This window comes from Candidatus Palauibacter sp. (assembly GCF_965213655.1).
Taxonomy (GTDB): domain Bacteria; phylum Gemmatimonadota; class Gemmatimonadetes; order Palauibacterales; family Palauibacteraceae; genus Palauibacter.
Genome location: NZ_CBDBZT010000003.1, coordinates 3,249,598 through 3,273,973, shown reverse-complemented (window position 1 = coordinate 3,273,973; position 24,376 = coordinate 3,249,598). Strand labels below are relative to the sequence as shown.

The window sequence follows — 24,376 nt, the reverse complement described above, 5'->3', positions numbered from 1 at the left end:
ATCTGGGATCGGCGGTATTGGAATTGCGCTCGGAGTCGAAGCGGGACCGCAAGCTGCTCGACACGGACGGCATTGATCGCGGGCGCCGACGCTGAGCGACAGTCGGTCGTGATCGAAGCTAGGTCGGCATCAACGGGCGGATCGCGGCGCTGGTTGTTGCTCTACGGGATGGGGGAGAACTACCGTTGCGCCGATCTGGCGGGATCGGCCCACCGGATCGGCGCTCGCGTCCAGTGCGGACGTTCCGGTGGGCTTGTTCGTCCGGCGCTGCGGATGGGCATCGGGTACGACGCGGGAACGTTCGCCGCCGCCGGCCAACTACGTGTGCGCCGAGTGGGCGTGCGTCTTGCAGGACCGGACGGATGGCAACGGCCGCTACTTGGGCGTCGAGTAAACGCCGGATGGGATACTCGAGGCTCAGTCTTTCGAATGGCGGCGGGCCTCCGCGGCTCGGCGGGCGAAATCGCGAACGGTGGAAGGTGGCGGCGACAACACCCAGCGGGCCGAGCTTCCGCTTTGCGTGAGCAGATCGTGGAGGCAATCGAGGGCCGGGCCGGAGTCGCTACGGGCGATCTCGTGGCGGGCTTGGCGATATGTGCGGGCGGGCGGGCGTGTGGTGGAGGCCTCGATGGTTGGGAGCTCCGATAGCGTGTCGGGCCGCGTCGGGTGCGTGGAGCGGATAGCGTGTACGGGCGGAATCCCGAAGTGGGTGGATGGGCGGTTCCGTAGGACTCAAGCTAGGCTTTGTGCGACGGGAGGTGGTGGCAAGTGGATGTCTTCGAGGAGTCTGGAACACTGGGGTGCCCGGCCTCCGCGCCGTTGGCCCATGTCCAGGACATCGGCCACGGACGATTCCGACTCCACGGGCTCGATGAACACCTGCGTTCCGTCGAGAGGCGTGCCGGGGACTTTGCCGACAAGTTCGGCGCGCAGGACTGGGGGCGGCTTGCCGGACTTTGGCACGATCTGGGGAAGTTCCAGCCCACCTTCCAGTCTTACATCCGTCGCGAGAGCGGCTTCAACGCCGAGGCCCACTTAGAGGCCCACTTAGAGGACTCGGTTCCGGGCCGTGTGGATCACTCCTCGGTAGGGGCGCTACACGCGGCGTCGCACTTGGGGAAGAATGGTGACCGTGGCGCTGCCATCGGGCAGCTGCTCGCCTATGTCATCGCGGGCCACCACGCGGGGCTCCCTGACTGGAGCCAGGCGGATGGCGGTGCCGGGGCCCTGGAGGTGAGGCTACGGGAGCGTGGCGAACTCCTCAAGGCGACTACCGCGGTTCCTGCCGCCCTTGCCTTTCTCGCCGGGGATACACCGCGGGGTGGGCCTCCCTGCCGCAAGTCTCTCTCTCTCTGGGTCCGCCTCCTCTTCTCGGCTCTCGTAGACGCCGACTTCCTCGACACGGAGGCGTTCATGGACCCGGAGCGGGCGGGGGCGCGCTCTGGATGGAAGGACCTCGGGCGTATCGCTCAGGCCTTCGAGGGCTTCATGGTGACGAAGGTGCGCGATGACACCGAGGTGAACCGGCTCAGAGGGAAGATACTGACGTGGTGTCGCGATGCGGCGGGTCGCGAGCCCGGGTTGTTCTCCCTGACCGTTCCCACCGGTGGCGGAAAGACCCTCTCGTCCATGGCATTCGCCCTCCGCCACGCCCTCCACCATGGGAAGAGCCGGATCATCTACGTGATTCCGTACACGAGCATCCTAGAGCAGACGGTCGATGTCTTCCGGGAGGCCCTCGGGGAGGGGGAGCCTTGGACCGTGGTCCTCGAGCACCACTCGAACCTCGATCCAGACAGGGAGACCGTTCGGGGGCGACTGGCTGCGGAGAACTGGGACGCGCCGATCATCGTGACCACCAACGTACAGTTCTTCGAGTCGCTGTTCGCGGCCCGCACGAGTCGGGCCCGTAAGCTCCACAACCTTGTGGACAGTGTCGTGGTGCTCGACGAGGTTCAGCTCCTCAATGCAGACTTCCTCCATCCCATCTTGGATGTCCTCCAGTTCCTGGTGGATGATTTCGGCGTGACGGTGCTCTTGATGACGGCGACGCGGCCCAGCTGGTCGGCAACGGACGCGGGCGGCAAGAAACTGCGAGGCGTAAGGGAGATCGTCCCGGACCCCGACTCGCTCCACGAGTGCCTGCGGCGCGTGCGCGTCCGGATTCCGAGAAGGCTGGACGAACCGAAGGGATGGGATGAGGTGGCCGAGCGCATGCTTGCGGAGCCGTCCGCCCTCTGCGTGGTGAACCGTCGGGAAGACGCCCGCGAGCTCTTCCTGCGTGTTCGGAGAGAGGATGCGACAGCCGTCCACCTCTCGGCTCTGATGTGCGGGGCTCATCGCTCTGGCGTGATTCGTGACGTCAAGGAGCGGCTCGGTCGGGGCGAAGACGTTCGGGTAGTCAGCACCCAACTCGTCGAGGCCGGCGTGGACCTTGACTTTCCCGTGGTCTTCCGGGCGCTGGCCGGCCTCGACTCCGTCGCGCAGGCCGCCGGCCGCTGTAACCGGGAGGGGCGAAAAGATCGCGGTGAGGTGTACGTCTTCGTTCCTCCGACCTCGCCGCCGCCAGGGATACTGCGGCAGGCCGCCGACGTGACACGATCGCTGTTCGCGGAAGGTGAGCTGGACCCCTTGGCGCCGAGCTCCTTCGATCGGTTCTTTCGGCACCTGTACTGGCTTCGCGGGGACCGGCTCGACAAGGAGGAAATCCGCCGGCTCCTGGATCACGACGGCCGAAGCGAACGGCTGGACTACGCCTTCCGCACGGCGGCGTCAAGATTCCGCCTCATCGACGACCGGGATCGCGGCAGCATCGTAGTGCGCTGGCCGGGCCCTGACGGAGATCCCCAGGTGGAATCGGCGCTCCGCGACCTGGAGCACGGCGGAGGAGGGCGGGGCGTCTTCCGACGCCTGCAACGAGCGGTGGTCGGCGTAAGCCGCCGCCATCTCCTTCCTCTTGAGGTGGCAGGCGCGGTCGAGGAGATTCACGACCGACTCTACGTTCAGCGCGACACGTCGTTGTACGACGACGTGCTCGGCCTCACCGTCAACTTGGAAACGGCACGAGACCCGGAGGATCTGATAGGATGAACGCCCTGGACAGGGGGAGCGGCTACGGAATCTCGGTGCACGTGTGGGGCGAGTACGCGTGTTTCACTCGACCGGAGATGAAGGTCGAACGGGTTTCCTACGATGTGCCGACGCCGTCTGCGGCCCGGGGCATCCTGGAGTCCATCCTGTGGAAGCCCGCCATCGAGTGGCGCGTGCACACCATCGAGGTCTTGAAACCGATTCGATGGGCCACGATCCGGCGAAACGAGGTGGGAAGTCAGGGCTCTTGGACGCTCGCGAAGCAAGCCATGAGGCAGGGGACGCTAGCCGACGGCATCACCGTGGAGGACGACCGCCAGCAGCGCGCGGCGCTGGTGCTCCGCGACGTGGCCTACGTCATCCACGCTCAGTTCCTTATCACCGAGCGGGCGGGAATGGCCGACAACGAGGGGAAATTCCTGGACATGTTCCGGCGGCGTGTAGCAAAGGGTCAGTGCTACCGTCGTCCGTACCTTGGCACGCGGGAGTTCGCCGCTCACTTCGGGCCGGTACCCGAGCAGTGCGAGGGCATCTCAGAGGCGAGGGATCTGGGATGGATGTTCTACGACTTCGATTATTCGACCACTCCGCCCGGTGATCGGTTCTTCAGGGCCGAGCTCCGGGACGGCAGGGTCGAGGTTCCCCCCCCGGGTTCGCCGGAGGTGCGCCGTTGATCCTCCAGGCGCTGGCCGACTACTACGAGCGGAAGCGGGCGGCGGACCCCGACGGCACCCCCGAGTGGGGGTTCGAGCACCGGGAGATCCCTTTCGTCATCGTTCTCTCTAAGGAGGGCGAGTTTCTTAACATCGAGGACACGCGGGACGCGGGGGCAGGGAAAAGGAGGGGGAGGAGATTCCTGGTGCCCGAGGCGGAGAAACGCACGAGCGCGATCCGCGCCAACCTTCTCTGGGACAAGCCCGACTACGCGCTGGGATTCGTCGCGGAGAGGAAGAAGGCGGAGCGCGTGCAGAAACAGCATCGGGCGTTCCGTGAGAAGATCGCGGAAGTCTTCGGTCCAGCCCCTGAAGACATCGGGCTGCGGGCCCTGCTGGTTTTCCTCCACGCAGGTGATCGAGAGGTCGTTTGGACTCACCCGACATGGCCCGAAGTGGAATCCACCACCGGAGCGTATGTTGGCTTCCGCCTCGCCGTGGACACCCGCCTCATCTGCGAACGGCCCGAGGTGGTGGATGGTATCCGGGCGTCAGTCGCTTCGGACGACGCCGCGCTCGCCCAGTGCTTGGTCACAGGTGACGAGGGGCCCATCGCCGCCCTCCATCCGGCGATCAAGGGCGTCTGGGGAGCCCAGTCGTCGGGGGCCAACATCGTTTCCTTCAATCTCAGCGCGTTCCAGACCCACGGCCGAGAACAGGGCGCCAACGCTCCCGTCTCGGAGGCGGCGGCGTTCGCCTATACGACCGCCCTCAACCTGCTCCTTCATCGCGACAGCCCCACCAACGCCCACGTCAGTGGCACCTCCGTCGTATTCTGGGCAGAGGAGGGAAACAAGATCCGGAACTTGGCGGGCGCCCTCTTCGGCGACGATCAGGAGATCCTGGACGATCCGGATCGGGGTGTGGATCGGCTGAAGGCTGTGTACGCCGCCTCGAAACAGGGAGCGCCGCCCGGCACGGGCAGTGGGGAGCGTTTCTACGTCCTCGGCCTGGCTCCGAACGCCGCGCGTCTGGCCATCCGCTTCTGGCGGCCCACCACCGTGGAGGGCTTCGCCGCAGCCGTCCTCCAGCACTTCCAGGACGTGGATGTGATTCGGCCGCCCTGGGCTGCTCGATACCCCTCGGTGGCTGCGCTTCTCCGCGCCACGGCGGTTCTGGGCAAGGAGAAGAACGTCGCCGCGAACTTGGCTGGGGCCGTCCTTGATGCCATCCTCACCGAGCAGCCATATCCGCGGCATCTACTAAGTTCCGCCGTGCAAAGGGCCCGGGCCGAGCAGGACGTGAGCCCGGATCGCGCCGCCGTCATCAAAGGTTGCCTGATCCGGGTGGCCCGCCATTCCGCCAACGATCCGGAGGTCAGCGTGGCTCTCGACGAAGGAAACGACAACGTCGGCTATCGCCTAGGACGCCTGTTCGCCGTCCTGGAGCGCGTTCAGGACCGGGCCAATCCCGGGATCCAGTCAGGGATCCGCGAGCGGTATTACAGCGCCGCGTCCACTACGCCCACAGCGATCTTCCCCACGGTCATGAAGCTCAAGAACCACCACATGGCCAAGATCGAGAACCGAGGGGCCGTGGTGAACTTCGAGCGACTTCTGGGCTCCATTCTCGATGGCTTCGAGAGCTTCCCGACCGTCCTGTCGTTGCCCGACCAAGGCCGGTTCGCGCTCGGCTACTACCATCAACGCCAGTCCTTCTTCACCAAATCCAGCGAGGCCGAGGAGATTTCCCATGCCTGATTCCGTTTCCAAGCGCTCCGACTTCGTCCTCCTCTTCGATGTGATGGACGGGAATCCCAATGGCGACCCCGATGCCGGAAATCTTCCCCGGATCGATGCCGAGACCGGCGAGGGGATTGTCACCGACGTATGCCTAAAGAGGAAGGTCCGCAACTTCGTGGAGCTGGCGAAAGGGGGCGAGCCACCGAACGCCATCTACATCAAGGAAAAGGCCGTTCTCAATCGCAGGCATCAGGAGGCCTACAAGGCGCTGAATCTGGATCCAGAGAAGTCTTCCGGCGACGATGTGGAGAAGGTTCGCCGCCACATGTGCGGCAACTACTTCGACATTCGAACGTTCGGGGCCGTCATGAGCACCGGTGTGAACGCCGGTCAGGTCCGAGGCCCCGTTCAGCTCACATTCGGCCGGAGCGTCGGTCCGATCGTTTCCTTCGATCACTCCATCACTCGCATGGCAGTGACGAACGAGCGCGATCTCGCTAAGGAGAGGACCATGGGCCGGAAAAGCACGGTGCCGTATGGGCTCTATCGGGCCCACGGCTTCATCTCCGCGGCGCTGGCTCGGGACACCGGATTCTCCGGTGAGGATCAGAGCCTCCTGTTCCGCGCCCTCGCCGAGATGTTCGAACACGACCGATCGGCCGCGCGCGGGATGATGAGCACGAGGGGCCTCTACGTATTCGAGCACGAGAGCGAGCTCGGTTCGGCGCCGGCCCACACTCTGTTTGATCGGGTGAGGGTCGCGCGCGCAGTCGAAGCGCCGAGGAGCTTCTCGGACTTCGATGTCCGTTTGGACGAGGACGATCTGCCACAGGGCGTGACGTTGCGGCGGGTTATGGGGTGACGTGTACACGGACGACGAGCTCATTCCACTAAGCGCCCTCCAGCACCTCTTGTTCTGCGAGAGACAGTGTGCCCTCATCCATCAGGAGCAGGTCTGGGCGGACAATCGGCTCACCGTGGAGGGAACTCGCCTACATCAGAGGGCTGACTCGGGGCAGGACGAGATGCGGCGGGATCTGGTGTTCGTGCGAGGCCTTCCGGTACGCTCGACGAGGCTGGGGTTGTCGGGACGAGCCGATGTGGTTGAGTTTCGGCGGGTCGGGCGAGGATCGGGTGTTGCTCTTGACGGGCGGGAAGGGCGTTGGGCGCCAGCCCCGGTCGAGTACAAGCGCGGCCGCCCGAAGCGGCATCGCGCAGACGAGGTACAGCTCTGCGCGCAGGCACTATGTCTAGAGGAGATGTTCGAAGTGTGCGTGTCCAGCGGCGGTCTTTTCTATGGGGCGAAGAGACGCCGGAGCGAGGTGGTCTTCAATGACGAGCTCCGCCGCACGACCGAGACGGCTTCGGCAAGACTTCATTCTCTCCTCTCGAGAGCTGCTCCGCCTGCTGCCGAATATCAGCCCCGCAAGTGCGACGCATGCTCGTTGATCTCGGTCTGTCTTCCGAGAGCGCCGTCCGACACTAAGGCCTATTTGAGGCGATCCTTGGCGAAGCTGCCGTCCGGCCGCGCGGAAGCGCAGGAGCCGGGACGAAGCGTCGTGAGAATTGCTCCGGGAGTGACGTAGCCCCATCGCGAAGGAGTCCAGCAACGCGGAAAGGGGAACGATTTCATCATGAGGCGGGGGGCTTCGGACGTCAGGTTCGGCTACTTGATCGGGCCGTGAGTCGGCGATTCAGGCGCTGCAGGCGGCCGGTCTCGCGACCCCGTTCGATCAAGGGCAGATTGCCGCACAGTCGGTTTGCGGCTGCTCGCTTCGCCCCGCATCCTTGTGACTCTCCACCCTGTCCGCGGTCGAGCCCCGGCAGCCGTCGACTCACGCCTCGGCGGCCATGAAGCGCCATCTCAACACGCTGTTCGTCACCACGGACGATTCCTACCTGTCGAAGGAGGGCGAGAGCATCGTCGTGAAACGGCAGGGGAAGAAGGTGCTCCAAGTCCCTGCTTTAACGCTAGACGGGCTCGTGTGCATCGGGAGGAGCTACGTCAGCACTCCGCTGCTTCGTCTCTGCGGGGAGAAGGGGCTCACGGTCTCGCTATTTTCGCCCTCGGGCCGGATCATCGGGCGATTCGAGGGACCCGCCACCGGCAACGTGCTTCTACGGCGGGATCAGCACCGGCTCTCGCTGGACCCGGCCGCCCGGCTCGCCATCGCCGCACGCTTCGTGGTCGGCAAGGTCGCAAACAGCCGAACGGTCATCCGTCGCGGAGCCCGTGACCACGGGGATCCTCAAGGGCAACTTGGTGAAGCCGCCGACGTGCTGGGGCGCATCCTGCGGAAGGTGGAGCATGCTACAGACTTGGACGAACTTCGGGGAATGGAGGGGGAGGCCGGGCGCGCTTACTTTCGCGCATTCGACCGTCTAGTCACGCGGAGCGGCCGAGAGTTCGAGTTTCAAGGTCGATCGCGGCGCCCGCCGCGGGACCGGGCCAACGCGCTGCTTTCGTTCGCATATGGGATTCTACGTCACGACTTGCGTTCGGCCTGCGAGGGCGTGGGGCTTGATCCCCAGATTGGCTTCCTTCACGCTGATCGACCCGGACGGGCGAGCTTGGCTCTCGACCTCATGGAGGAGTTCCGGGCACCGCTCGCAGACCGGGCGGTGCTGACGGTCATCAATCGAAGACAGGTGTCTGGCGGGGACTTCCGTGCGCGCCCAGGAGGAGCTGTGCATATGAAGGAAGCCGCGCGGAAAGCGCTCATCGTGACCTACCAGAAGAGGAAGCAAGAGACCCTTACCCATCCTTTCCTTAGGGAGCAGACGACGGTTGGACTCCTCCCCCATCTTCAAGCCCGGCTCCTGGCGCGTCACCTGCGCGGGGATCTGGACGGATACCCTCCCTTCCTGGCGAGATGACCCTTGGTGGTTCTTGTGACCTACGACGTGTCCACCACCAGCCGTAAGGGGCGGCGTCGCCTCCGGCAGGTGGCCAGGAAATGTCTGGACTTCGGCCAGCGCGTCCAGAACTCGGTCTTTGAGTGTCAGGTCACCTGGGAGCAGTGGACGCGCCTCCGCCTCGATCTCCTCGATCTCATCGACCCTTCGGAGGACAGTCTTCGTTTCTACATGCTCGGGAGTCGTTGGCGTGGTCGAGTGGAGCACCATGGTGTCAACCCCACCATCGACTTCGAGGACCCGCTCATCACGTGACCGTTTGGCCCACGCGAACTTGGAGCTCTCATGCTCGCCCTAGGAGTTTCGCGCACTCACCGCTGAAGGCAGACTGTAGCGGTTTGTGGGTCCGGCTGGCTTGATCGGCCGATTCGCCAAGTGGGCCGACTATGGGGTTCGCGAACTTCGCCCTCTATCGAGCGTCACTCCAACACGTTACACCTACCAGGGTCGCCCCCCGCGAGGGGGGCGTGGATCGCAACGCTGCCGGGTGTGCGGGGTCAGCCCCGCACCCGGCGTCGCCCCCCGCGAGGGGGGCGTGGATCGCAACCATCTGGATGAGGATCTCCTTGTGATCGTCGTGGTCGCCCCCCGCGAGGGGGGCGTGGATCGCAACACGATGGAACCGGCCCTTGCGGGCGGTGGTCGCGTCGCCCCCCGCGAGGGGGGCGTGGATCGCAACACCGACGCGGGCGATCTGGATATCGACCATCTCGGTCGCCCCCCGCGAGGGGGGCGTGGATCGCAACTCCGATGCCCGTGCAACGATCCAGCCTGACCGTCGCGTCGCCCCCCGCGAGGGGGGCGTGGATCGCAACAACCCTCCCGAAGAACACGCCCCGGTGCTTCGGTCGCCCCCCGCGAGGGGGGCGTGGATCGCAACGCAATGACCTCGGGTGTGGAGTAAATCCACTGCGGGTCGCCCCCCGCGAGGGGGGCGTGGATCGCAACGTCTTGTCCGGGCCGGACATCGCGCCCTGTGCCGCGTCGCCCCCCGCGAGGGGGGCGTGGATCGCCACCGAGCACGGCTCGCCACCTGCACGCATCGGTGTCGCGGATCGGCAACGTTTGACGCGTCCTGCGGGTCCCGCGCACGACATTGGCGTCCCGGATCTTCTAGCCCAAGCAGGGGGACGTGTTGTGGGACACGTAACGGCAACCTAATGCGTAATCAGTTGTGATATATGATGTTATACGATAATGATAAGCGGAGGGGGTGGGATTCGAACCCACGAGACTCTTTCGAGTCAACGCCTTAGCAGGGCGCCGCCTTAAGCCACTCGGCCACCCCTCCGCAGGTGCTGCTGTGCTGATTGGCCCGCCAGGACTCGAACCTGGAATCTTCTGGTCCAGAGCCAGACGTGTTGCCAATTCCACCACGGGCCAACGTCCCAATGAATGGGCCGTCGAAAATACTTGAGGGGGGGCGCGGCTTCAAGCGTCGGCCCGCAAACGGGGTGAGTTCCGTGAGGATGGCGGCGGAACCGCCTATTCGTCGGGGATGGGGGATCCGCTAAGGTCGGGGAGCTGGTCCAGCGCTTCCATTGCTTTCGCAATCGTCGGGTGGCCGGATCCGGAGCGGGGGGCGTTCTCGTCGGCCGCGGGGACGAGGTACCAGCGATCTGCTCGATCGTCGGGCCGATCCATGTAGTGGCCGCGCTCGAGTCGATACCCTGCGAGTTGGGCCCGGAAGCGGAGCGCCCTCAGAATCACGCCGGGATCGAAGTTGGCCGGAGACACGGTCGCTACGCGGGGTCGGAGGCTTCGGACAAGATCCTGATTCGTGCCTCGCACGATTTCCAGGTGAATGGTACACCGCGACAGAACGTCGTCGTCACGTAGGGCCCACTCTCGGAATAGTCCGGCGGATAGAGGGTTCGCGTCTTTGTCACTATGGCGGGAAAGCCAGGGACCCCGGTCAGAGCATCGACTACGAGCAGTCCTCCAACGATCAGCCAGATCCGTTTGTTGTTCACGATCCCGACAACTCCGTGCGGGGTGGAACCAGCAGAATCTTCGGTAACCTAGGGGCGCATTCCTGCATGGGCTACGGCCGCCCCCTGCGTGGCACCCGGTAGGATGCGGATCCGGAGCGGGCGCAGGCGTGCCGGTCCGTCTCCAGGAGATAGGTACGGAGCCGTTCGATCTCCTTGGGCGGCAGCAGTGTAATCGGCACGGCCGGAGCCCTTCCGGAGGTGTGCCGGGATATCGGGACCAGTCGGTCATGAAAGATGATCGTCGCGGCAGCCGCGGCTCTGCGTGTGGCCTGCGGGTCGAGGCGCGGGTCGAGGGCCTTGAAGTTGATACCGCGAGCGAAGTCCCGGGCGGCGAGTTCCGCGGCGAAGACGCGCACGGTCTCGCTTCGGGAGAGAAGTACGACGAACCCGCGGCGCATTCGCTGTCGGACCAGTTCCCGTTCGCGCGTTCCCCCGGCGAGCGATATCGGAACGCACTCGATCGTCCCGGATCGGCGCATCCGTGACAGCAACTCGCGCCGCACGACGACCGGGAAGTTCTCCGGGATGTGGCGCGCGGAGTCGACGGCGTGAACGACGATTCCGCAGGCTTCGGCAAGTTCCGCGGCGAGCACGGCCCGCAGCCCGACGCGGGGTTCGCACAGGGTCGCAGTGCGCGGATCCGGGCGCCGCGCCCCGTCGACGATCCGCTCGAGTTCGTTGAGCAGTTGCCACCGAGAGATTCCCCCGGCATGCGCGCGCCTCAGCAGATCCAGCGCCGCGGCCCGCGGCACCATCTCCGCAGTGGGCGCTGCCAGGAGGGAGCGCGGGCGCATCGATACGCGGGGGCGCTGTCCCTTCCCGAGTTCGATGAGGTTCCTCCGGCGCAGTCTGGCGAGCGCGGCCCCCACCGTCCCCCGATCGACGCCGAGCCGGCGGGCCATGTCCCTGGACGATGGGAGAGGCGCCCCGGGGCGGACTTGTCCATCCCGAATCCCGGCCTCGAGATCGGCCGCAAGCTGTCTCCGGAGCGGTATGTGGTGATCCCGCGAGAGCGGCGGGTGTCCGCATTCAACCGTCATGTGTCCGATCCTCCGTACCCTGGGGTCCCCCCTGTCGGCCTTCTTCGACGGCAATATCGGGACCGGGTCTCAACGGAGGCTCAAGTCACCGGCTTCCCCCGAGGGCTGCGAGGAACTCGTCCGCGCCACGCGTATTGAGGATCTGGTCCGGGGTGAGCCAGGCACGGCGCGCCTGCTCGATGCCGTAGCGCGCCAGATCCAGATCGTCGGGGCGGTGCGCGTCGGTCGTAACCACGACGGGCACGCCCAGTTCGCGAGCGCGTCGGAGGTGGCTGTCCTTCAGATCCAGGCGGTTGGGGTGGGAGTTGACCTCGACCGCGACGCCGAATTCTGCGCAGGCGTGGAGAATGTCGTCGATGTCCACGTCGATCGGGCCCCGCCGGTTGATGATTCTTCCCGTGGGGTGACCGAAGATCATGGAACGGGGGTGAGCCAGCGCCTTCAAGACGCGCTCCGTCTGCTGCGCCCGATCCAAGCCGAAGAAGGAGTGGATCGAGATGACCACGACATCGAGCTGATCCAGCATCTCGTCCTCGAGGTCCAGCGTCCCGTCTCGCAGGATATCGACCTCCATCCCGCGCAGGATCCGGATCTCGGGGTGCGCGGCCTGCACTTCGACGATCTCGGCCCACTGCCGTCGAAGCTTGGCCGCGTCCAGCCCCTCGACCATCGCGAGCGCCTTCGAGTGATCGGTGATCGCCATGTACTCGTAGCCGCGCGACGCGCACGCCTCGACCATCTCTTCCAGGGAGACCCGGCCATCGGACCAGGTGCTGTGCATGTGGACGTCACCGCGCAGGTCCGAGCGCTCGACGAGATCCGGGAGAGCGCCCGCATCAGAGGCGGAGAACTCTCCGCGGTCCGCGCGCAATTCCGGCGGAATCCAGGCCAGATCCAGGGCCCGGTAGACCTCCTCCTCGCTGGCGCCGGCGACCATGGCGCCCTCCGAGGCGATGCCGCGCTCGCCGAGACGGTCGCCGAGCGAGTCGTCGGGAATCCGGAACACGCCGTACTCCGACACGCGCAGCTTCCGCTCGAGGGCACGCCGGCGGAGCCGGATGTTGTGCTCCTTCGAGCCCGTGAAATAGACGAGTGCGGCGCCCCAGCTCTCCGCCGGTACGACCCGCAGGTCGACCTGCAACCCACTCCGGAGGCGCACCGATGTCTTCGTCCCGCCGGCCCCTATTACGCTATCGACGCCGGAGAACCCGACGAGGGCGTCGGAGGCGGCCCGCGTGTCATCGGCCAGGACCAGTACATCGATGTCGCCGACCGTCTCCTTACGGCGGCGGTAGCTCCCCGCGACCTCCAGCCGGGTGATGCCGGGTGTCAACTGCAGGTGCTCGATTAGCGGCGGCAGGAGCTCGTCGACCTCCCCGAGGCGGAAGCGGGCTGTGTTCGTCCGGTAGTTGCGGATACCGCGGAGGATCCGGTCCTGCGTCTTGATTCCGAAGCCGGGCAGTTCGGCCACGCGCCCTTCGCTCGCGACCTCCTCCAGATCCTCGATCGACTCGACGCCCAACTCGTCCCACAGCTTGCGCGCCTTCTTGGGGCCGACGCCCGGAAGGCGCATCAACTCGACGAGTCCGGGAGGAATCTCGGCCGCCATCTCCTCGAGCATCGCGAGGCGCCCGCTCTCGACGAGTTCCCGGATGTTGTCCGCCATCCCCTTCCCTATCGACGGCAGCTCCGTAAGGTCGGCGCCCTGTTCGACCAGCTTCCGTAATGGTGTCGCGTGCGCGTTGATCGTGCGCACCGCGTTGCGGTAGGCGCGGACGCGGAAGGGGTTCGCCTGCTGGATCTCCAGCAGATCGGCCACCTCGTCCAGGACGCGGACGATCTCGATGTTCTCCATCAGATTGCGTCGCTCTCGGAAGCATCGGCGGACGCTTCGGCCTCGGGAGCGTCGGCGGCCGCGTCGGGAGCGGGCGTCTCATCGGGTGCGGGGAGCGCGTCGGGTCCGCCGCTCAGGAGTGCGAGGAGACCCGCTTCGTCGAGAATCTCGACGCCGAGCGTCTGCGCCCGTTCCAGCTTGCGACCCGGGTTCTCTCCTGCCACGACGTAGCTCGTTTGCTTGCTCACGGATGATGTGACCTTCGCGCCCTGGGCTTCGAGCTTCTTTCCGGCTTCGGAGCGGCTCATCGATTCGAGGCCCCCGGTGAGTACGATCCGAAGTCCGGCCAGGGCGTCTCCCGCCCGCGGCGGCGGCACGGGCTCGATGAACCCTCGCAGTTCGTCGACGACCGCCGACACCTCCGGCCGGGCCAGGAAGGTGGTGATCTGCTCCGCCATCCTTGGGCCGATCCCGTCCACGGTCTGGAGCGTCTCGTCGTCCGCGGACCGGAACGCCTCGAAGGACAGGAAGTGCGCTGCGATTTCCCTCGCCACCGTCGTCCCGACCTCCGGGATCCCGAGACCGTAGATGAAGCGTGCGAGTTCCGTGCGTCGGGCGGCCGCGATCGCCTCGACAAGGTTGTTGGCGGACTTTTCGGCGAAACCCTCCAACTCCACCAGCGTCGCTGGCTCGAGCTCGAACAGCTCGGGAACGTGGGCGATGACGTTCCGCCGGACGAGGAGGTTCGCGGTCTCCTCCCCCAGTCCCTCGATGTCGAGGGCGTGGCGGGAGCCCAGATGCTGGATTCGACCCGCCAGCTGAGCCGGACAGGCGAACAGGTTGGGGCAGAAGGTGTAGGGGCCGCGCGGCTCCAGGGCGGTCCCGCACGAGGGGCATTCGCCGGGCATGACCCACGGTTCCGCGCGCTCGCGGCCCGGCTCCTCGATGCGCTCCAGCACCTGCGGGATCACGTCCCCCGCCCGCTGCACCCGCACCCGGTCGCCCTCGCGGATGTCCTTGCGCGCGACCTCCTCCCGGTTGTGCAGATTCGCCCGGCTTACCGTCACGCCGCCCAGTTCCACCGGGCGCATGAAGGCGATGGGCGTCACGACGCCGGTCCGTCCCACGCTGGGGAAGATGTGGAGGAGGCGGGTCACTTCCTTGCGGGGCGGGAACTTGAAGGCGAACGCCCAGCGCGGGTGGTGCGAGGTCTCGCCGACTTCATCCCGGGCGGCGATGTCGTCGAGCTTGATCACGATGCCATCGATCTCGTACTCGAGGTCGTCGCGGCCCGCCTCGATCTCCCCATGGAAGGCGAGGATCTCCTCGACGCTGGCCGCTGGCCGACACCGCTCGTTGACCGGAAGTCCCCATTCGCGCAGCGCCTCGAGCGTCGCACGCTGGGTGGGCGGCGGCCGCCCGTCGATGGCGAGGATGTCGAATACGTAAATGTCGAGTGGCCGAGCGGCGGTGATGCGCGGGTCGAGCTGCCGCAGCGATCCGGCCGCCGCGTTGCGGGGGTTCGCAAACGGGGCGCGGTCGCGCTCGAGTAGCCGGGCGTTCAGCGCCTCGAAGTCACCCACCCTCATGATGACCTCGGCCCGCAGCGCCAGGAGCGCCGGCACTTCGCGATCCGCGCCTCGCAGCCGGAGGGGTACCGAATGGATCGTGCGGACGTTCTCGGTCACTCCCTCGCCGCGGACCCCGTCCCCGCGCGTCACGGCCCGCGAGAGACGGCCGTCTTCGTACACGAGTTCGATCGAGGCGCCGTCGAGCTTCGGCTCGACGACGTATGCGATGTCTTCGCCCAGCGCCTTGCGCATCCGTTCGTCGAACCGCTCGAGCGGCTCCACATCTGCGGATGAATCCAGGCTGAGCATGGATGCGGTGTGCTCGATCGTCTCAAAGGCGTCGAGCGGCTCCGCCCCCACGCGCTGCGTCGGGGAGTCAGGGGTGACGAGTTCCGGGTGCGACTCTTCCAGGGCCTTCAGTTCCCGGAACAGTTCGTCGAACCGCTCGTCGGAGATCTCGGGCTGATTGCGGACGTAGTAGAGATACGAATGGTGCCGCAGCGCCCTGCGCAGTTCTCGGGCCCGCCGCTCGGGGCCGCCAGGACTCGATTCGCTCATGGCGCGGAAGCTACCCCGGCCGCTGGCGGCGAGACAGAATCGCGGCAGGGTCCCGTCAGAAGGTGACGCCCAGAAGGACGCCCCCGAGCACATAACTGTCGTCGGCGGTGGTAAACACGGCGTGCGGCCGGACGTAGAGGCTTCCGATCTCGACCGTGACGCCGCCCCGGACGACGGCGCTGACTTCTCTGGCCCCCTCCACGATGTCGTCGTAGAGCCGGTCGACCGAGTAGTTCTCCACACTCACGATCAGCGAGGGAATGATCGCGAGGCCGGAGCCCGGGGCGCCGAATCGTTGCCCCACGGCCGCACCGGCCCCGTAGACGGTATCGCTCTCGTATGGGAGGTCGTTGAAGTTCCTCGACAGGACGCCGCCGGTCCCCACGGTGACGACCGGGCACAGCGCCAGTACGGGTATCGGAAGCTTGAGCGCGATGGTCGCCCGCGCATCCTCGAAGTCGAACTCCTGATCGAACTCGTCGGCACCCGAGAACTTCAGGTAGTGGCCCGTGGCGGCCACCGGCCCCAGATCGAGCCCGGCCCCCCCCCCAAGGCCTCTGACATCGTCGGACGATTCCCGCCACACGGCGCCCGAGCCGCTCAGGAATCCACTCCCGCTGAAGCCGAGGCAGGCCTGCGCCGCAAGCGCGGACGGAGCCGCGATCACGGGTACGATCAGCCATACGAGTCGGCCAGCCAGCAGCTTGAAGTTCGTCTTGCTCATCCCGCCCCCATCCTTGTCTTGATTCCGGTACCAGTCGCCCGATGCTGTCCTACTCCATTGGCCGAGTCTGGTTCGGTATCAGATGATACGCTCGGGAGGGGAGAGTAGCGCGTCGAGTTGTGGCGCCGTTTCCTCGAGCGCGGTGTCCAGCCGGGCGGACGCCGCCTCGGCCTCTCCGCGGATCTGCTCCAGGCGGCGCCGGTGATCATCCGATGGCCCCGCCAGTGATCCGGTCGTTGAGACCCCTCCATCGAACTTGCCGCGCAAGCCGGTCCACCAGTTCCGGATGTCGCTGTTGAGCGAGCGCCAGTCATCGGCGACCTGCTCGATCTCGTCCGCCAGCTCACGCGCGCGATCGAGGTCCTCCGGAGCCACCTCCTCCGCGCCTTCCAGCGCCTCCAGCACGTCCGAAGCCCGACGCTCCAGGTCGTACGCCTCGATGCCCCGCTCGTAGGCCACCCTCTGGAGGTCGAAGAGGGTCATCGTGAACTCGTGACGGGCGAGCCGTTCTTCCGCGGATACCGGGAGTTCGGGGTCGGGACGGACCTCCAGCGACTGCTCGCGCGTCTCGCCGCCAGCGGACAGCCGTACCGTGAAGGTGCCCGCGAGGACGAACGGACCCGCGGGGCCCGCGTCCAGACTGGGCACCTCGTACCGGGTCGTGTCGTGCGGCAGCGGATCGTGACGCAGGTCCCACGTCACGCGGTTGAGACCCGCGGCGCCCGGGCCGCCAAGCGTGCGGACCTGCCGGCCGTCGCCGTCCAGCACTTCGATCGAGACGCCGTCATCCGTCGCCTCCGCCAGCCGGTAGTCGATGTTGGCGCCGAAGGCGGGGTTCTCCGCGCGGAACGACCCCTGGCCCATCGAGGGTACGTCGTTTCGATACAGGAAGAGCGCCGCCGGGCGCGGGGCGAAGAGCTGCACGGCCGCGTCATTCGTCGCGACCGCAGCCGACCCCTGAGACAACGGCGAGATGTCGTCGAGAATCCAGATGGCGCGGCCGTGCGTGCCGAGCACGATGTCGTTCTCGCGCGGGTGGATTTCGATGTCGTCGACCGGCACAGCAGGCAGCCCCGAGCCGAGCGGAGCCCAGGTCGTCCCTCGGTCAAGCGACCGCCATGTGTCGCCGTAGTCCTCTGTCACCACGGCGAGCGGTCGGTAGTCGTCGTCCCAGTGGCCGTCCAGGCTCACGTAAGCCCGGCCTGCCGCCGCGTGCGAAGTCTCGACCCAGCTCACGTAGTACGGGAACGGGAGCCCCGCCGCCGCGGCCACCCGGTCGGTCAGATCCTCCCAGGTCCCCCCACCGTCCCGGCTCACTCGGACTGATCCGTCGTCCGCGCCGATCCAAAGCACGCCCTGCTCGACCGGGGACTCCGCCACGGCCGTGATCTCGCCGTATCCCGATGCGCCGTCGTGCTTCGACAGCGTGGTCGAATCCGGGCGCATGCCCATCAACTCGAGGCTGTCCTGATGGATCTGCCGCGTGAGGTCGTCGGTCGCGCGCCAGCTCTCCCCCCGGTCGCCCGAGATGAAGAGGCGGTTTCCGCCCAGATAAACCCGACTCGCGTCGTGCGGAGACACGAGAATCGGCGACTTCCAGTCGAAGCGATATGAGACCGTCGTATCGGGCGGGAAGGGCTTGAGCGCCTTGCGGTCGCCCGTGGCCAGGTTGACGCGCACGATCCCGGCGTTCTGCGATGTGACGTAGACGGTGCCGAGATCCGACCAGTCGGTCTCCGCGTACATCCCGTCGCCGTAATCGAGCACCTGCCAGTCGCGGTTCATGATCCCCTGATACCGCCGCGTACGGCTGGGACCCCGGTACGAGTTGTTGTCCTGCAGTCCCCCGTAGACGTGGTACGGATCCGCCAGATCGAGGTCGATGTCGTAGAACTGGGCGATGGGAATGTTCCCGATGAACGTCCAGTGGTCGCCGCCATCCCACGTGGAATAGAGCCCGCCGTCGTTTCCGAGAATCATGTGGCGCGAGTCCCCGGGATCGATCCACATGTCGTGGTGGTCCACATGCACGCCGGTGTTGTACTCGATCTCCATCGGCAGCGCCTCGAAGTTCTCGCCGCCGTCCCCCGAGCGGTGCAGGCTCCCCGCCACGAGCCAGACCCGCTCCTCGTCGTTGGGGTCGATGCGGAGTTGGCTGTAGTACATGGGACGCTGGTTGAGTTCGTTGACCCGTGTCCAACTCTCGCCGCGATCGCGCGAGACGAAAATCCCGCCCTCTTCGGCTTCCACCACGGCCATGACCAGAGCCGGGTCCCGCCCGGAGACGGCGAGCCCGATCCGTCCCTTGTCTCCCTCCGGCAGGCCCTCGGTCACCTCCGCCCACGAGTCGCCGCCGTCGGTCGACCTGTAGATGCCGCCCCCCGGTCCGCCGCCCGCGAACCCCCACGCGCGCCGCCGCCGCTGGTAGGCAGCCGCGTAGAGCACCGACGGGTCCGCCGGATTCAGGGCGAGGTCGACGAACCCCGTGTCGTCGTCGATGTGGAGAACCTTCTGCCACGTTTCGCCGCGGTCGGTGGTCCGGTACACGCCGCGCTCGGGATTGGGACCGAAGAGATGCCCCAACGCCGCCACCCACACGACATCCGGATCGGTGGGATGGACGACGATGCGCCCGATGTGGCGAGTCTCCTCCAGCCCGGTGAGGCGCCACGTCTTCCCTCCGTCGGACGAGTGGTACACGCCCTCGCCCCACGGAGAACTGTTGCGGTTGTTCGGCTCTCCCGTTCCCACCCACACCTCCAGTGGGTCCGACGGGGCGAGCGCGATATCCCCAATCGACAGGTTGGCCGCGTCGTCGAAGATCGGCGTCCACGTCGTGCCGTGGTTGACGCTCTTCCAGACGCCGCCGGAGGCCGCCCCCACGTAGATGTGCGACTGCGTGCCGGGCACGACCTCGAGGTCGGCGATGCGGCCGCCCGAAATCGCCGGCCCGATCAGGCGCCACGTCAGCCCGGCCGCGATCCGTTCGACAGCTCGGGCTTCGCCGGCTGGCGAGCCGGTGGCCTGGGCTTCTACGCGGGGAGGGGCCGCCGCGAGGGCCACGTTCAGCGCCGCCACCGACGCCAGCGCGCGGACGGAGATCCGGCACAGGCCAGCCGGAGTACGATCGGGGCGCAGAATCATGGTCAGCTCACCTTCTTCTTCTTGAGGCCGTCCTTCTGCTCCAGATAGGGGACGCCGGTGGTGATCCAGGCCGGGGCCGGTTCCCCCTTCAGGTAGTGGGCAAACCACTGGAGGATGCGGCTCTGGTAGTCGCGCTGGTTCGGCTCCCTCGCGAGTCCGTGATTCTCCCCCTCGTAGACGAGCATCACCATGTGCTTCCCCGCGCGCCGGGCCGCGTTGTAGAACTCGACGCCCTGGTTGAACTCCACGGCGCCGTCCTCCGTCCCGAACTCGATGAGGAGGGGCGTGTTGAGGTTCTGAATGTGATGGAGGGGAGAGTTGTTGAAGTAGGAATCCCAGTCCTCCCACCACGGCACCTGCATGCGACCCTGGCTGATCTCGAAGATCCGGGCGTCCGTCCCCCCGCTGTTCCAGTAGAAGGAGAGATACATGCTCATCAGGTTGGTCAGTGGCGCCCCCGCCACCGCGGCCGCGAAGAGATCGTCCTGCGTGACGAAGAACGTCGTCTGATACCCACCCCACGAATGGCCGATGAGTCCGACGCGGTCGGCGTCGATCATCCCGGTCTCGACCGCCGCCGCCACCGCCGGGCGCAGCGTCTCCACGTTCGATTGTCCCGGACGCCGGTCGCGATAGACGATGTCCGGCATGAAGACGAAGTACCCCTCCTGGCTCCAGATCTGGACGTTGTAGTAGCGCGTGGGGTCCGGAACGACGTACCGGTGGAGACCCTGTGACAGCATTTCGTAGTGGAACACGATCATGGGATACGTCCGGTCCGGATCATGGTCGGCCGGATAGACGAGCGCGCCCTGGAGCGGGCGTCCCCACTCGTTCTCGTAGTCGATGAGTTGCGTGCGGCCCCAGGCGTAGTCCTCCTGGAAGGGATTCGTGCGGGTGACCTGCCGCGCTTCGTCGAGGTCGGGACCCGTGACGAAGTAGTCGGGCGAGTCGTCGAACCGCTCGCGGCGGAAGGCGTACACGTCGGCGTCCTCCGCCTTGAGCAGGCCGCCCGCGAAGCTCGCGTCCGCCCAGATCAGCGGCTCCGGCGTGTCTCCCCGGCGGGCGCGCGAGAACCCGGCCTTCTTCGTCCACTCGCCGTAGGTGGAGTAATAGAGAGCTTCGCTCGGGGCGAAGGCGTCGGCTTCGCGGTCGAGCCGCAACACGCGGTGCCGTACCTCGTCCTCCGCGCCCGCGGTAAGCCGCCTGCCGCCGGAGCCATCGGGGCTCACCTCCCACACGTCGAAGCGGTCGTTCACGAGCAGCGCCGCGTCATCCTCCAGCCAGCCGGCGATGCCGAAGGGACCCATCTGCTCGCGGGTGGGCGTCCGGTCGAGGTCCACGAATGTGCCGGCGAGACCTTCCGTCACGTTGCGCGTCTCGCCGGTCGTGAGGTCGTGCGTCCAGTAGTCCGCGCCCTCGAACCAGACCGCGTAGCGGCCGCCGGGGCTCGAGCCCATGTCGATCGTCACCCGCTCCCGGACGAGCTCCCGGCTGCCGGTGCGCGCGTCGACGGCGTAGAGGTCGTGGAATTGCTGGCGGAACATCGCGTCGACGTCGTACGGCGTCTCGTCGCGGGCCAGCACGTGGCGCCCGCCGTCGGCGATCTCGGCCTGGTCCGCGTGATCGCCCCCCAGGAGGAGGAATCCACCGTCGGCCAGATCCCAGGCACCGAGATCGTGCTCCTGCCGCAAGCGGCTCTCGCGCACGCGCTGCTGGGGAATCGGATCGACGTCGAGCGAGTGCCACACCTCGACGCCTGGGCTCTCCTCCTCATCATCGGGCTCGGCCCCGTTCTCCCCTTCCCCTTCCTCTCCGTCCTCCCCCTCCATTTCCTCGTCCTCGGCTGCCGTCTCGACCGGGATCCGCTCCTGGAGACCGAGGAAGATCGTGGAGCCATCGTCGGACCAGGAGGGGATGCGGTGTTCGACGATCCGGGTGCCTCCGGGGAGTTCGGAGGGCTCGCGCGGGTCGAGGACGAGCGTCCGGGGGGTGTCGGAATCGAGATCGCGCCACGCCAGCGCCACGTGCGCGGTGTCCTCGTGCGCCTCGTCCTCATACGTCTTGAGGACGGCGAGATCCGGAGCATCCTCGCGCCACGACAGTTCCCGGTACGTCGCCTCGTCCGTGTCGAGCGAGCGGATGCGCCCGGATTCGGGATCGTAGAGCCGGACTCCGTTGCCGACCCGCTCCCCGGCGTCGACCGTCATCGCCAGCAGGTTCCCATCTTCCTGCCAGGCGAATCCGGAAACATTGCCGAAACTTATCGGCCCGCCCCCACCGAGATCCCGAACGAGGACATCGGCACCGGCGCTTTCGCTTTCCTCGGGGCCGTAGCGGCGGAGCGCCAGATATCTTCCGTCATCGGAGAAGGAGAACGACTGCACCGCCTCGATCTCGTCCTGCTCCCCCGTCCGCAGGTTGAGGAGGCCTGCGCCGTTGCGGATGGGATCGCCCCGCTCGCTGAGCCGCTCTCGGTCGTCCGGGGAGACGCCGATGGCGTACACGAGCCAGTTTCCGTCCGCACCGAACTCGGAGCGCGAGCCCTCCGCGGCGATGACGACCGAGTCGGAGTCCGTGCGGTGGACGCGAAGCTCCGAAGTCTCGTCCACGCGACGAACCGTGACGGCGAGCCACAGTCCATCCGGCGAGAGCGAGGCCTGGCCCGGGCTCTCCCATTGGTCGTAGTCGTCCGCGCCGAGCGTGGGCTTGTCCTGCGCGGCCGCCCCCTCGGGATACAGGCCGGCGGCGGCGCCGAGCACGACGGCGAGGATGGCCGTGATTCGCGGGAGGATGTTCCTCATCTCTCTGTCTCCTGAACTTGCGGGCGCCGCCCCCCACGGAGCGTCCGGCGGGCGGCCAGCGTCCGCGACCCCGCAACATGCACCGGAAACGGCTGTTCCGGGCAAGAGTAGGCAGTCAGCCGGAGCCCGAGGCGCGGCGTGAGGGCCGGTTTGCCGCGGGTCTTGGCACGAGGTAGGGTAGAATCGCGGGGACAGTTTCTACCATCTAGTGTTGAGAGGTGGATGATGAGCCTCAACATCAAGAACGAGGAGACGTGCCGGCTGGCCGACGAACTGGCACGGCTGACCGGAGATACGAAGACGGGAGCCATCACTATCGCCCTGAAGGAACGCCTGGAACGCGAGAAGCGACTGCGCGACGCGGATGTGCTCATGCGGGACCTGCGCACCATCGGCGAGCGGTGCTCGAAGTTGATCGGTCCGGGGATCTCTTCCACCGACCACGGAGATCTACTGTATGACGAGCACGGCGCGCCCAAGTGATCATCGACACATCCGCTATTCTCGCGATCCTGCTGAATGAACCCGATGGAGTTCGCTATCGGCGAACCATCGTCGAAGCTGCGTCGCGTCGCATCTCCGCTGCGACGCTGCTCGAGACCGCAATCGTGGCCGAGGGCAAGGGCGGGATCCGGGCCGGCCATGAACTCGACCGGTTCCTTGAGCTGGCGCAGGTGGAGGTCGTTCCGGTCACGGCGGAGCAGGCTGCCGTTGCCCGGGATGCGTGGCGGTGCTTCGGTAAGGGGAACCATCCGGCCGCGCTGAACCTGGGGGACTGCTTCGCGTACGCGCTCGCGAGGACCACACGCGAGCCGTTGCTGTTCAAGGGAAACGACTTCGGACTCACCGATATCGAGGTCGCCTGAAGATCCACCCGATGCCATTGATCCGGCGTTGGCTCAGCGCGGGACGGCGGCCAGTTCGGCCGCGCGGGTCCATACGGCGTCGAACATGGGCTCGGTGAGCGTGCCCGTGAAGGTGTTCTGCTGACTCGGGTGATAGGAGCCGATCAGCAGACGGCGCCCGATCTCGACCTCAACGCCGTGTCCGAATCGGGGCGCCGGCCGCGGGACGGCTTCCCCGCGTTGGCGGAAGATCCTCAGTAGCGCCGAGAACGAGAACCCGCCCAGCGCGACGATAACGGGGGCGGCGGCGAAGTAGTCCAGTTCTCGCTCGAGGTAGCCCCGGCACTGTTCGCGCTCCCCGGCGGTCGGTTTGTTGGCGGGCGGGGCGCAGCGCACGGCGGCGGTCACCCAGGCGCCCCGGAGCACCAGCCCGTCGTCGCGGGCGGTCGAGTCGGGCTGCGAGGCGAACCCGGCGCGGTGAAGGGCACGGTAGAGCCAGTCGCCCGACCGGTCGCCGGTGAACATGCGCCCGGTCCGGTTGGCGCCGTGCGCGGCCGGTGCGAGCCCGACGATGAGGAGCCGCGCGGCCGGATCGCCGAACCCCGGCACGGGACGCCCCCAGTAGGTCTCGTCGCGAAAGGCAGCCCGGCGTTCCCGCGCCACCCGCTCGCGCCATTCGACGAGCCGCGGACACTTCCGGCAGGCCGTGACCTCCCGCTCGAGCGCGGCGAGGGTCGGATCGTTCAAGCGCCGCCTGGCCGCGGAAGGCCGTACTTCAGCCGGTAGAGCACGGCCTCGAGCCGCTGTGATGAGCGGACGGGGGCCGGGAAGCTGGCCCGGTGCAGCGTCGGCACCTTCACCGAGCGGACCCCGGCCAGGTTCGCCGACGCGATGTCCGTGAAGTATTGATCCCCCACCATCAGCGCCGCCTGGGGACGATCCGCGAAGTCCAGTTCCTCGAGCGCGGCTCGTACCAGCCGGCCGCTCGGCTTGCGGATCGGCCGCAGGTCGCCGGGAGCCCGCCCGCCGGCGGACGAAGCCGCCGCCGCGCCCGGGCCGCGCCACGACTCCGCGGGCCCGCGCCGCACTCGAAACGCCGCCCCGGCCCCGGTCTCATATCCGAGCATGACCGGAATCGCGGGGAAGATCTCCCCCAACTCGGCGAAGCGCGCCTCCTGGCAGTTGGAGACGATGGCGTGCCGCAGCCCCGGCGCGCCGAGCAGGTCCTCGAACCCGGCCGCGAGCGCCGGATCCACCCGTCCCGCGTGGTGCGCCATGAGCGTCCCATCCACGTCCCACAGGACGGCTTCGACGTCCAAATCGCGCAGACGCCCGACGCTCAGCTCGTTCACCGAGCCGAGATGGAACGTCGGCCGGATTTCTCGCGAGAGTCTTGCGAGCCGCGGTAGGAGTCGCCGCGCCGTCTGCATCCAGGTCGCGCTCATCAGGTCGCCCTCAGGC

Annotated in this window: 18 protein-coding genes, 2 tRNA genes and 1 CRISPR repeat array; of the genes, 9 read left to right on the top strand and 11 right to left on the bottom strand. The window is 67.0% G+C overall.

What is annotated here, in order from left to right; translation table 11 throughout:
* Positions 1–768: 768 nt before the first annotated feature.
* The 7 genes from cas3 to cas2 all read left to right on the top strand — a co-directional run bounded on the left by cas3 (position 769) and on the right by cas2 (position 8,656).
* A complete protein-coding gene (cas3, locus tag ACOOGH_RS16610) occupies positions 769–3,090 on the top strand; it encodes a CRISPR-associated helicase Cas3' (protein ID WP_420449972.1) in 2,322 nt (773 codons plus the stop codon).
* Positions 3,087–3,764 (top strand): type I-C CRISPR-associated protein Cas5c, encoded by a 678-nt coding sequence (gene cas5c, locus ACOOGH_RS16605; RefSeq protein ID WP_420449971.1) that lies wholly within the window; start codon positions 3,087–3,089, stop codon positions 3,762–3,764. Before cas3 ends, cas5c begins: the two co-directional genes overlap by 4 nt.
* Positions 3,761–5,503: a type I-C CRISPR-associated protein Cas8c/Csd1 gene (cas8c, locus tag ACOOGH_RS16600; RefSeq protein WP_420449970.1), complete on the top strand. Its 1,743-nt coding sequence runs from the start codon at positions 3,761–3,763 to the stop codon at positions 5,501–5,503. The genes cas5c and cas8c overlap by 4 nt, the downstream gene beginning before the upstream one ends.
* The gene (gene cas7c, locus ACOOGH_RS16595) at positions 5,496–6,347 is read left to right on the top strand and encodes a type I-C CRISPR-associated protein Cas7/Csd2 (protein WP_420449969.1); all 852 of its coding nucleotides are present in this window, start codon (positions 5,496–5,498) and stop codon (positions 6,345–6,347) included. Before cas8c ends, cas7c begins: the two co-directional genes overlap by 8 nt.
* Before the next feature lies 1 nt (position 6,348).
* Positions 6,349–7,071, top strand: coding sequence for a CRISPR-associated protein Cas4 (gene cas4 / locus ACOOGH_RS16590; RefSeq protein ID WP_420449968.1), 723 nt, complete (start codon positions 6,349–6,351; stop codon positions 7,069–7,071).
* Between the two features lie 265 nt (positions 7,072–7,336).
* On the top strand, positions 7,337–8,362 hold the full coding sequence (gene cas1c / locus ACOOGH_RS16585) for a type I-C CRISPR-associated endonuclease Cas1c (RefSeq protein ID WP_420449967.1): 1,026 nt from the start codon (positions 7,337–7,339) through the stop codon (positions 8,360–8,362).
* Between the two features lie 3 nt (positions 8,363–8,365).
* The gene (gene cas2, locus ACOOGH_RS16580) at positions 8,366–8,656 is read left to right on the top strand and encodes a CRISPR-associated endonuclease Cas2 (RefSeq protein ID WP_420449966.1); all 291 of its coding nucleotides are present in this window, start codon (positions 8,366–8,368) and stop codon (positions 8,654–8,656) included.
* Positions 8,657–8,847: 191 nt separating this feature from the next.
* A CRISPR array of direct repeats spans positions 8,848–9,417; the repeat unit is 33 nt; unit sequence GTCGCCCCCCGCGAGGGGGGCGTGGATCGCAAC.
* A gap of 189 nt (positions 9,418–9,606) precedes the next feature.
* On the opposite strand, the gene ACOOGH_RS16575 is transcribed toward cas2, so the two are convergent.
* From ACOOGH_RS16575 to ACOOGH_RS16535, 9 genes are all read right to left on the bottom strand, one after another.
* Positions 9,607–9,692, bottom strand: a tRNA-Ser gene (locus tag ACOOGH_RS16575).
* Positions 9,693–9,711: 19 nt separating this feature from the next.
* Positions 9,712–9,784, bottom strand: a tRNA-Gln gene (locus tag ACOOGH_RS16570).
* 102 nt (positions 9,785–9,886) lie between these two features.
* Positions 9,887–10,192 (bottom strand): hypothetical protein, encoded by a 306-nt coding sequence (locus ACOOGH_RS16565; protein WP_420449965.1) that lies wholly within the window; start codon positions 10,190–10,192, stop codon positions 9,887–9,889.
* Between the two features lie 253 nt (positions 10,193–10,445).
* Complete coding sequence (locus tag ACOOGH_RS16560) at positions 10,446–11,435, bottom strand: GntR family transcriptional regulator (RefSeq protein WP_420449964.1); 990 nt, start codon at positions 11,433–11,435, stop codon at positions 10,446–10,448.
* A gap of 85 nt (positions 11,436–11,520) precedes the next feature.
* Complete coding sequence (gene polX, locus ACOOGH_RS16555; protein WP_420449963.1) at positions 11,521–13,290, bottom strand: DNA polymerase/3'-5' exonuclease PolX; 1,770 nt, start codon at positions 13,288–13,290, stop codon at positions 11,521–11,523.
* Positions 13,290–15,398: an NAD-dependent DNA ligase LigA gene (ligA, locus tag ACOOGH_RS16550; RefSeq protein ID WP_420449962.1), complete on the bottom strand. Its 2,109-nt coding sequence runs from the start codon at positions 15,396–15,398 to the stop codon at positions 13,290–13,292. Before ligA ends, polX begins: the two co-directional genes overlap by 1 nt.
* 55 nt (positions 15,399–15,453) lie before the next feature.
* Positions 15,454–16,122: a hypothetical protein gene (locus ACOOGH_RS16545; RefSeq protein WP_420449961.1), complete on the bottom strand. Its 669-nt coding sequence runs from the start codon at positions 16,120–16,122 to the stop codon at positions 15,454–15,456.
* A gap of 78 nt (positions 16,123–16,200) precedes the next feature.
* On the bottom strand, positions 16,201–19,266 hold the full coding sequence (locus tag ACOOGH_RS16540) for a VPS10 domain-containing protein (protein ID WP_420449960.1): 3,066 nt from the start codon (positions 19,264–19,266) through the stop codon (positions 16,201–16,203).
* Positions 19,267–19,268: 2 nt separating this feature from the next.
* The gene (locus ACOOGH_RS16535) at positions 19,269–22,070 is read right to left on the bottom strand and encodes a prolyl oligopeptidase family serine peptidase (RefSeq protein WP_420449959.1); all 2,802 of its coding nucleotides are present in this window, start codon (positions 22,068–22,070) and stop codon (positions 19,269–19,271) included.
* Positions 22,071–22,292: 222 nt separating this feature from the next.
* On the opposite strand from ACOOGH_RS16535, the gene ACOOGH_RS16530 reads away from it, so the two are divergent.
* On the top strand, positions 22,293–22,553 hold the full coding sequence (locus tag ACOOGH_RS16530) for a type II toxin-antitoxin system VapB family antitoxin (protein WP_420449958.1): 261 nt from the start codon (positions 22,293–22,295) through the stop codon (positions 22,551–22,553).
* Positions 22,550–22,936 (top strand): type II toxin-antitoxin system VapC family toxin, encoded by a 387-nt coding sequence (locus tag ACOOGH_RS16525; RefSeq protein ID WP_420449957.1) that lies wholly within the window; start codon positions 22,550–22,552, stop codon positions 22,934–22,936. Before ACOOGH_RS16530 ends, ACOOGH_RS16525 begins: the two co-directional genes overlap by 4 nt.
* 33 nt (positions 22,937–22,969) lie before the next feature.
* On the opposite strand, the gene ACOOGH_RS16520 is transcribed toward ACOOGH_RS16525, so the two are convergent.
* Together ACOOGH_RS16520 and ACOOGH_RS16515 are read right to left on the bottom strand one after the other, a co-directional pair.
* On the bottom strand, positions 22,970–23,662 hold the full coding sequence (locus ACOOGH_RS16520; protein WP_420449956.1) for a uracil-DNA glycosylase: 693 nt from the start codon (positions 23,660–23,662) through the stop codon (positions 22,970–22,972).
* Positions 23,659–24,360, bottom strand: a complete 702-nt coding sequence (locus ACOOGH_RS16515; protein ID WP_420449955.1) for an HAD hydrolase-like protein — start codon at positions 24,358–24,360, stop codon at positions 23,659–23,661. Before ACOOGH_RS16515 ends, ACOOGH_RS16520 begins: the two co-directional genes overlap by 4 nt.
* Positions 24,361–24,376: the final 16 nt, after the last annotated feature.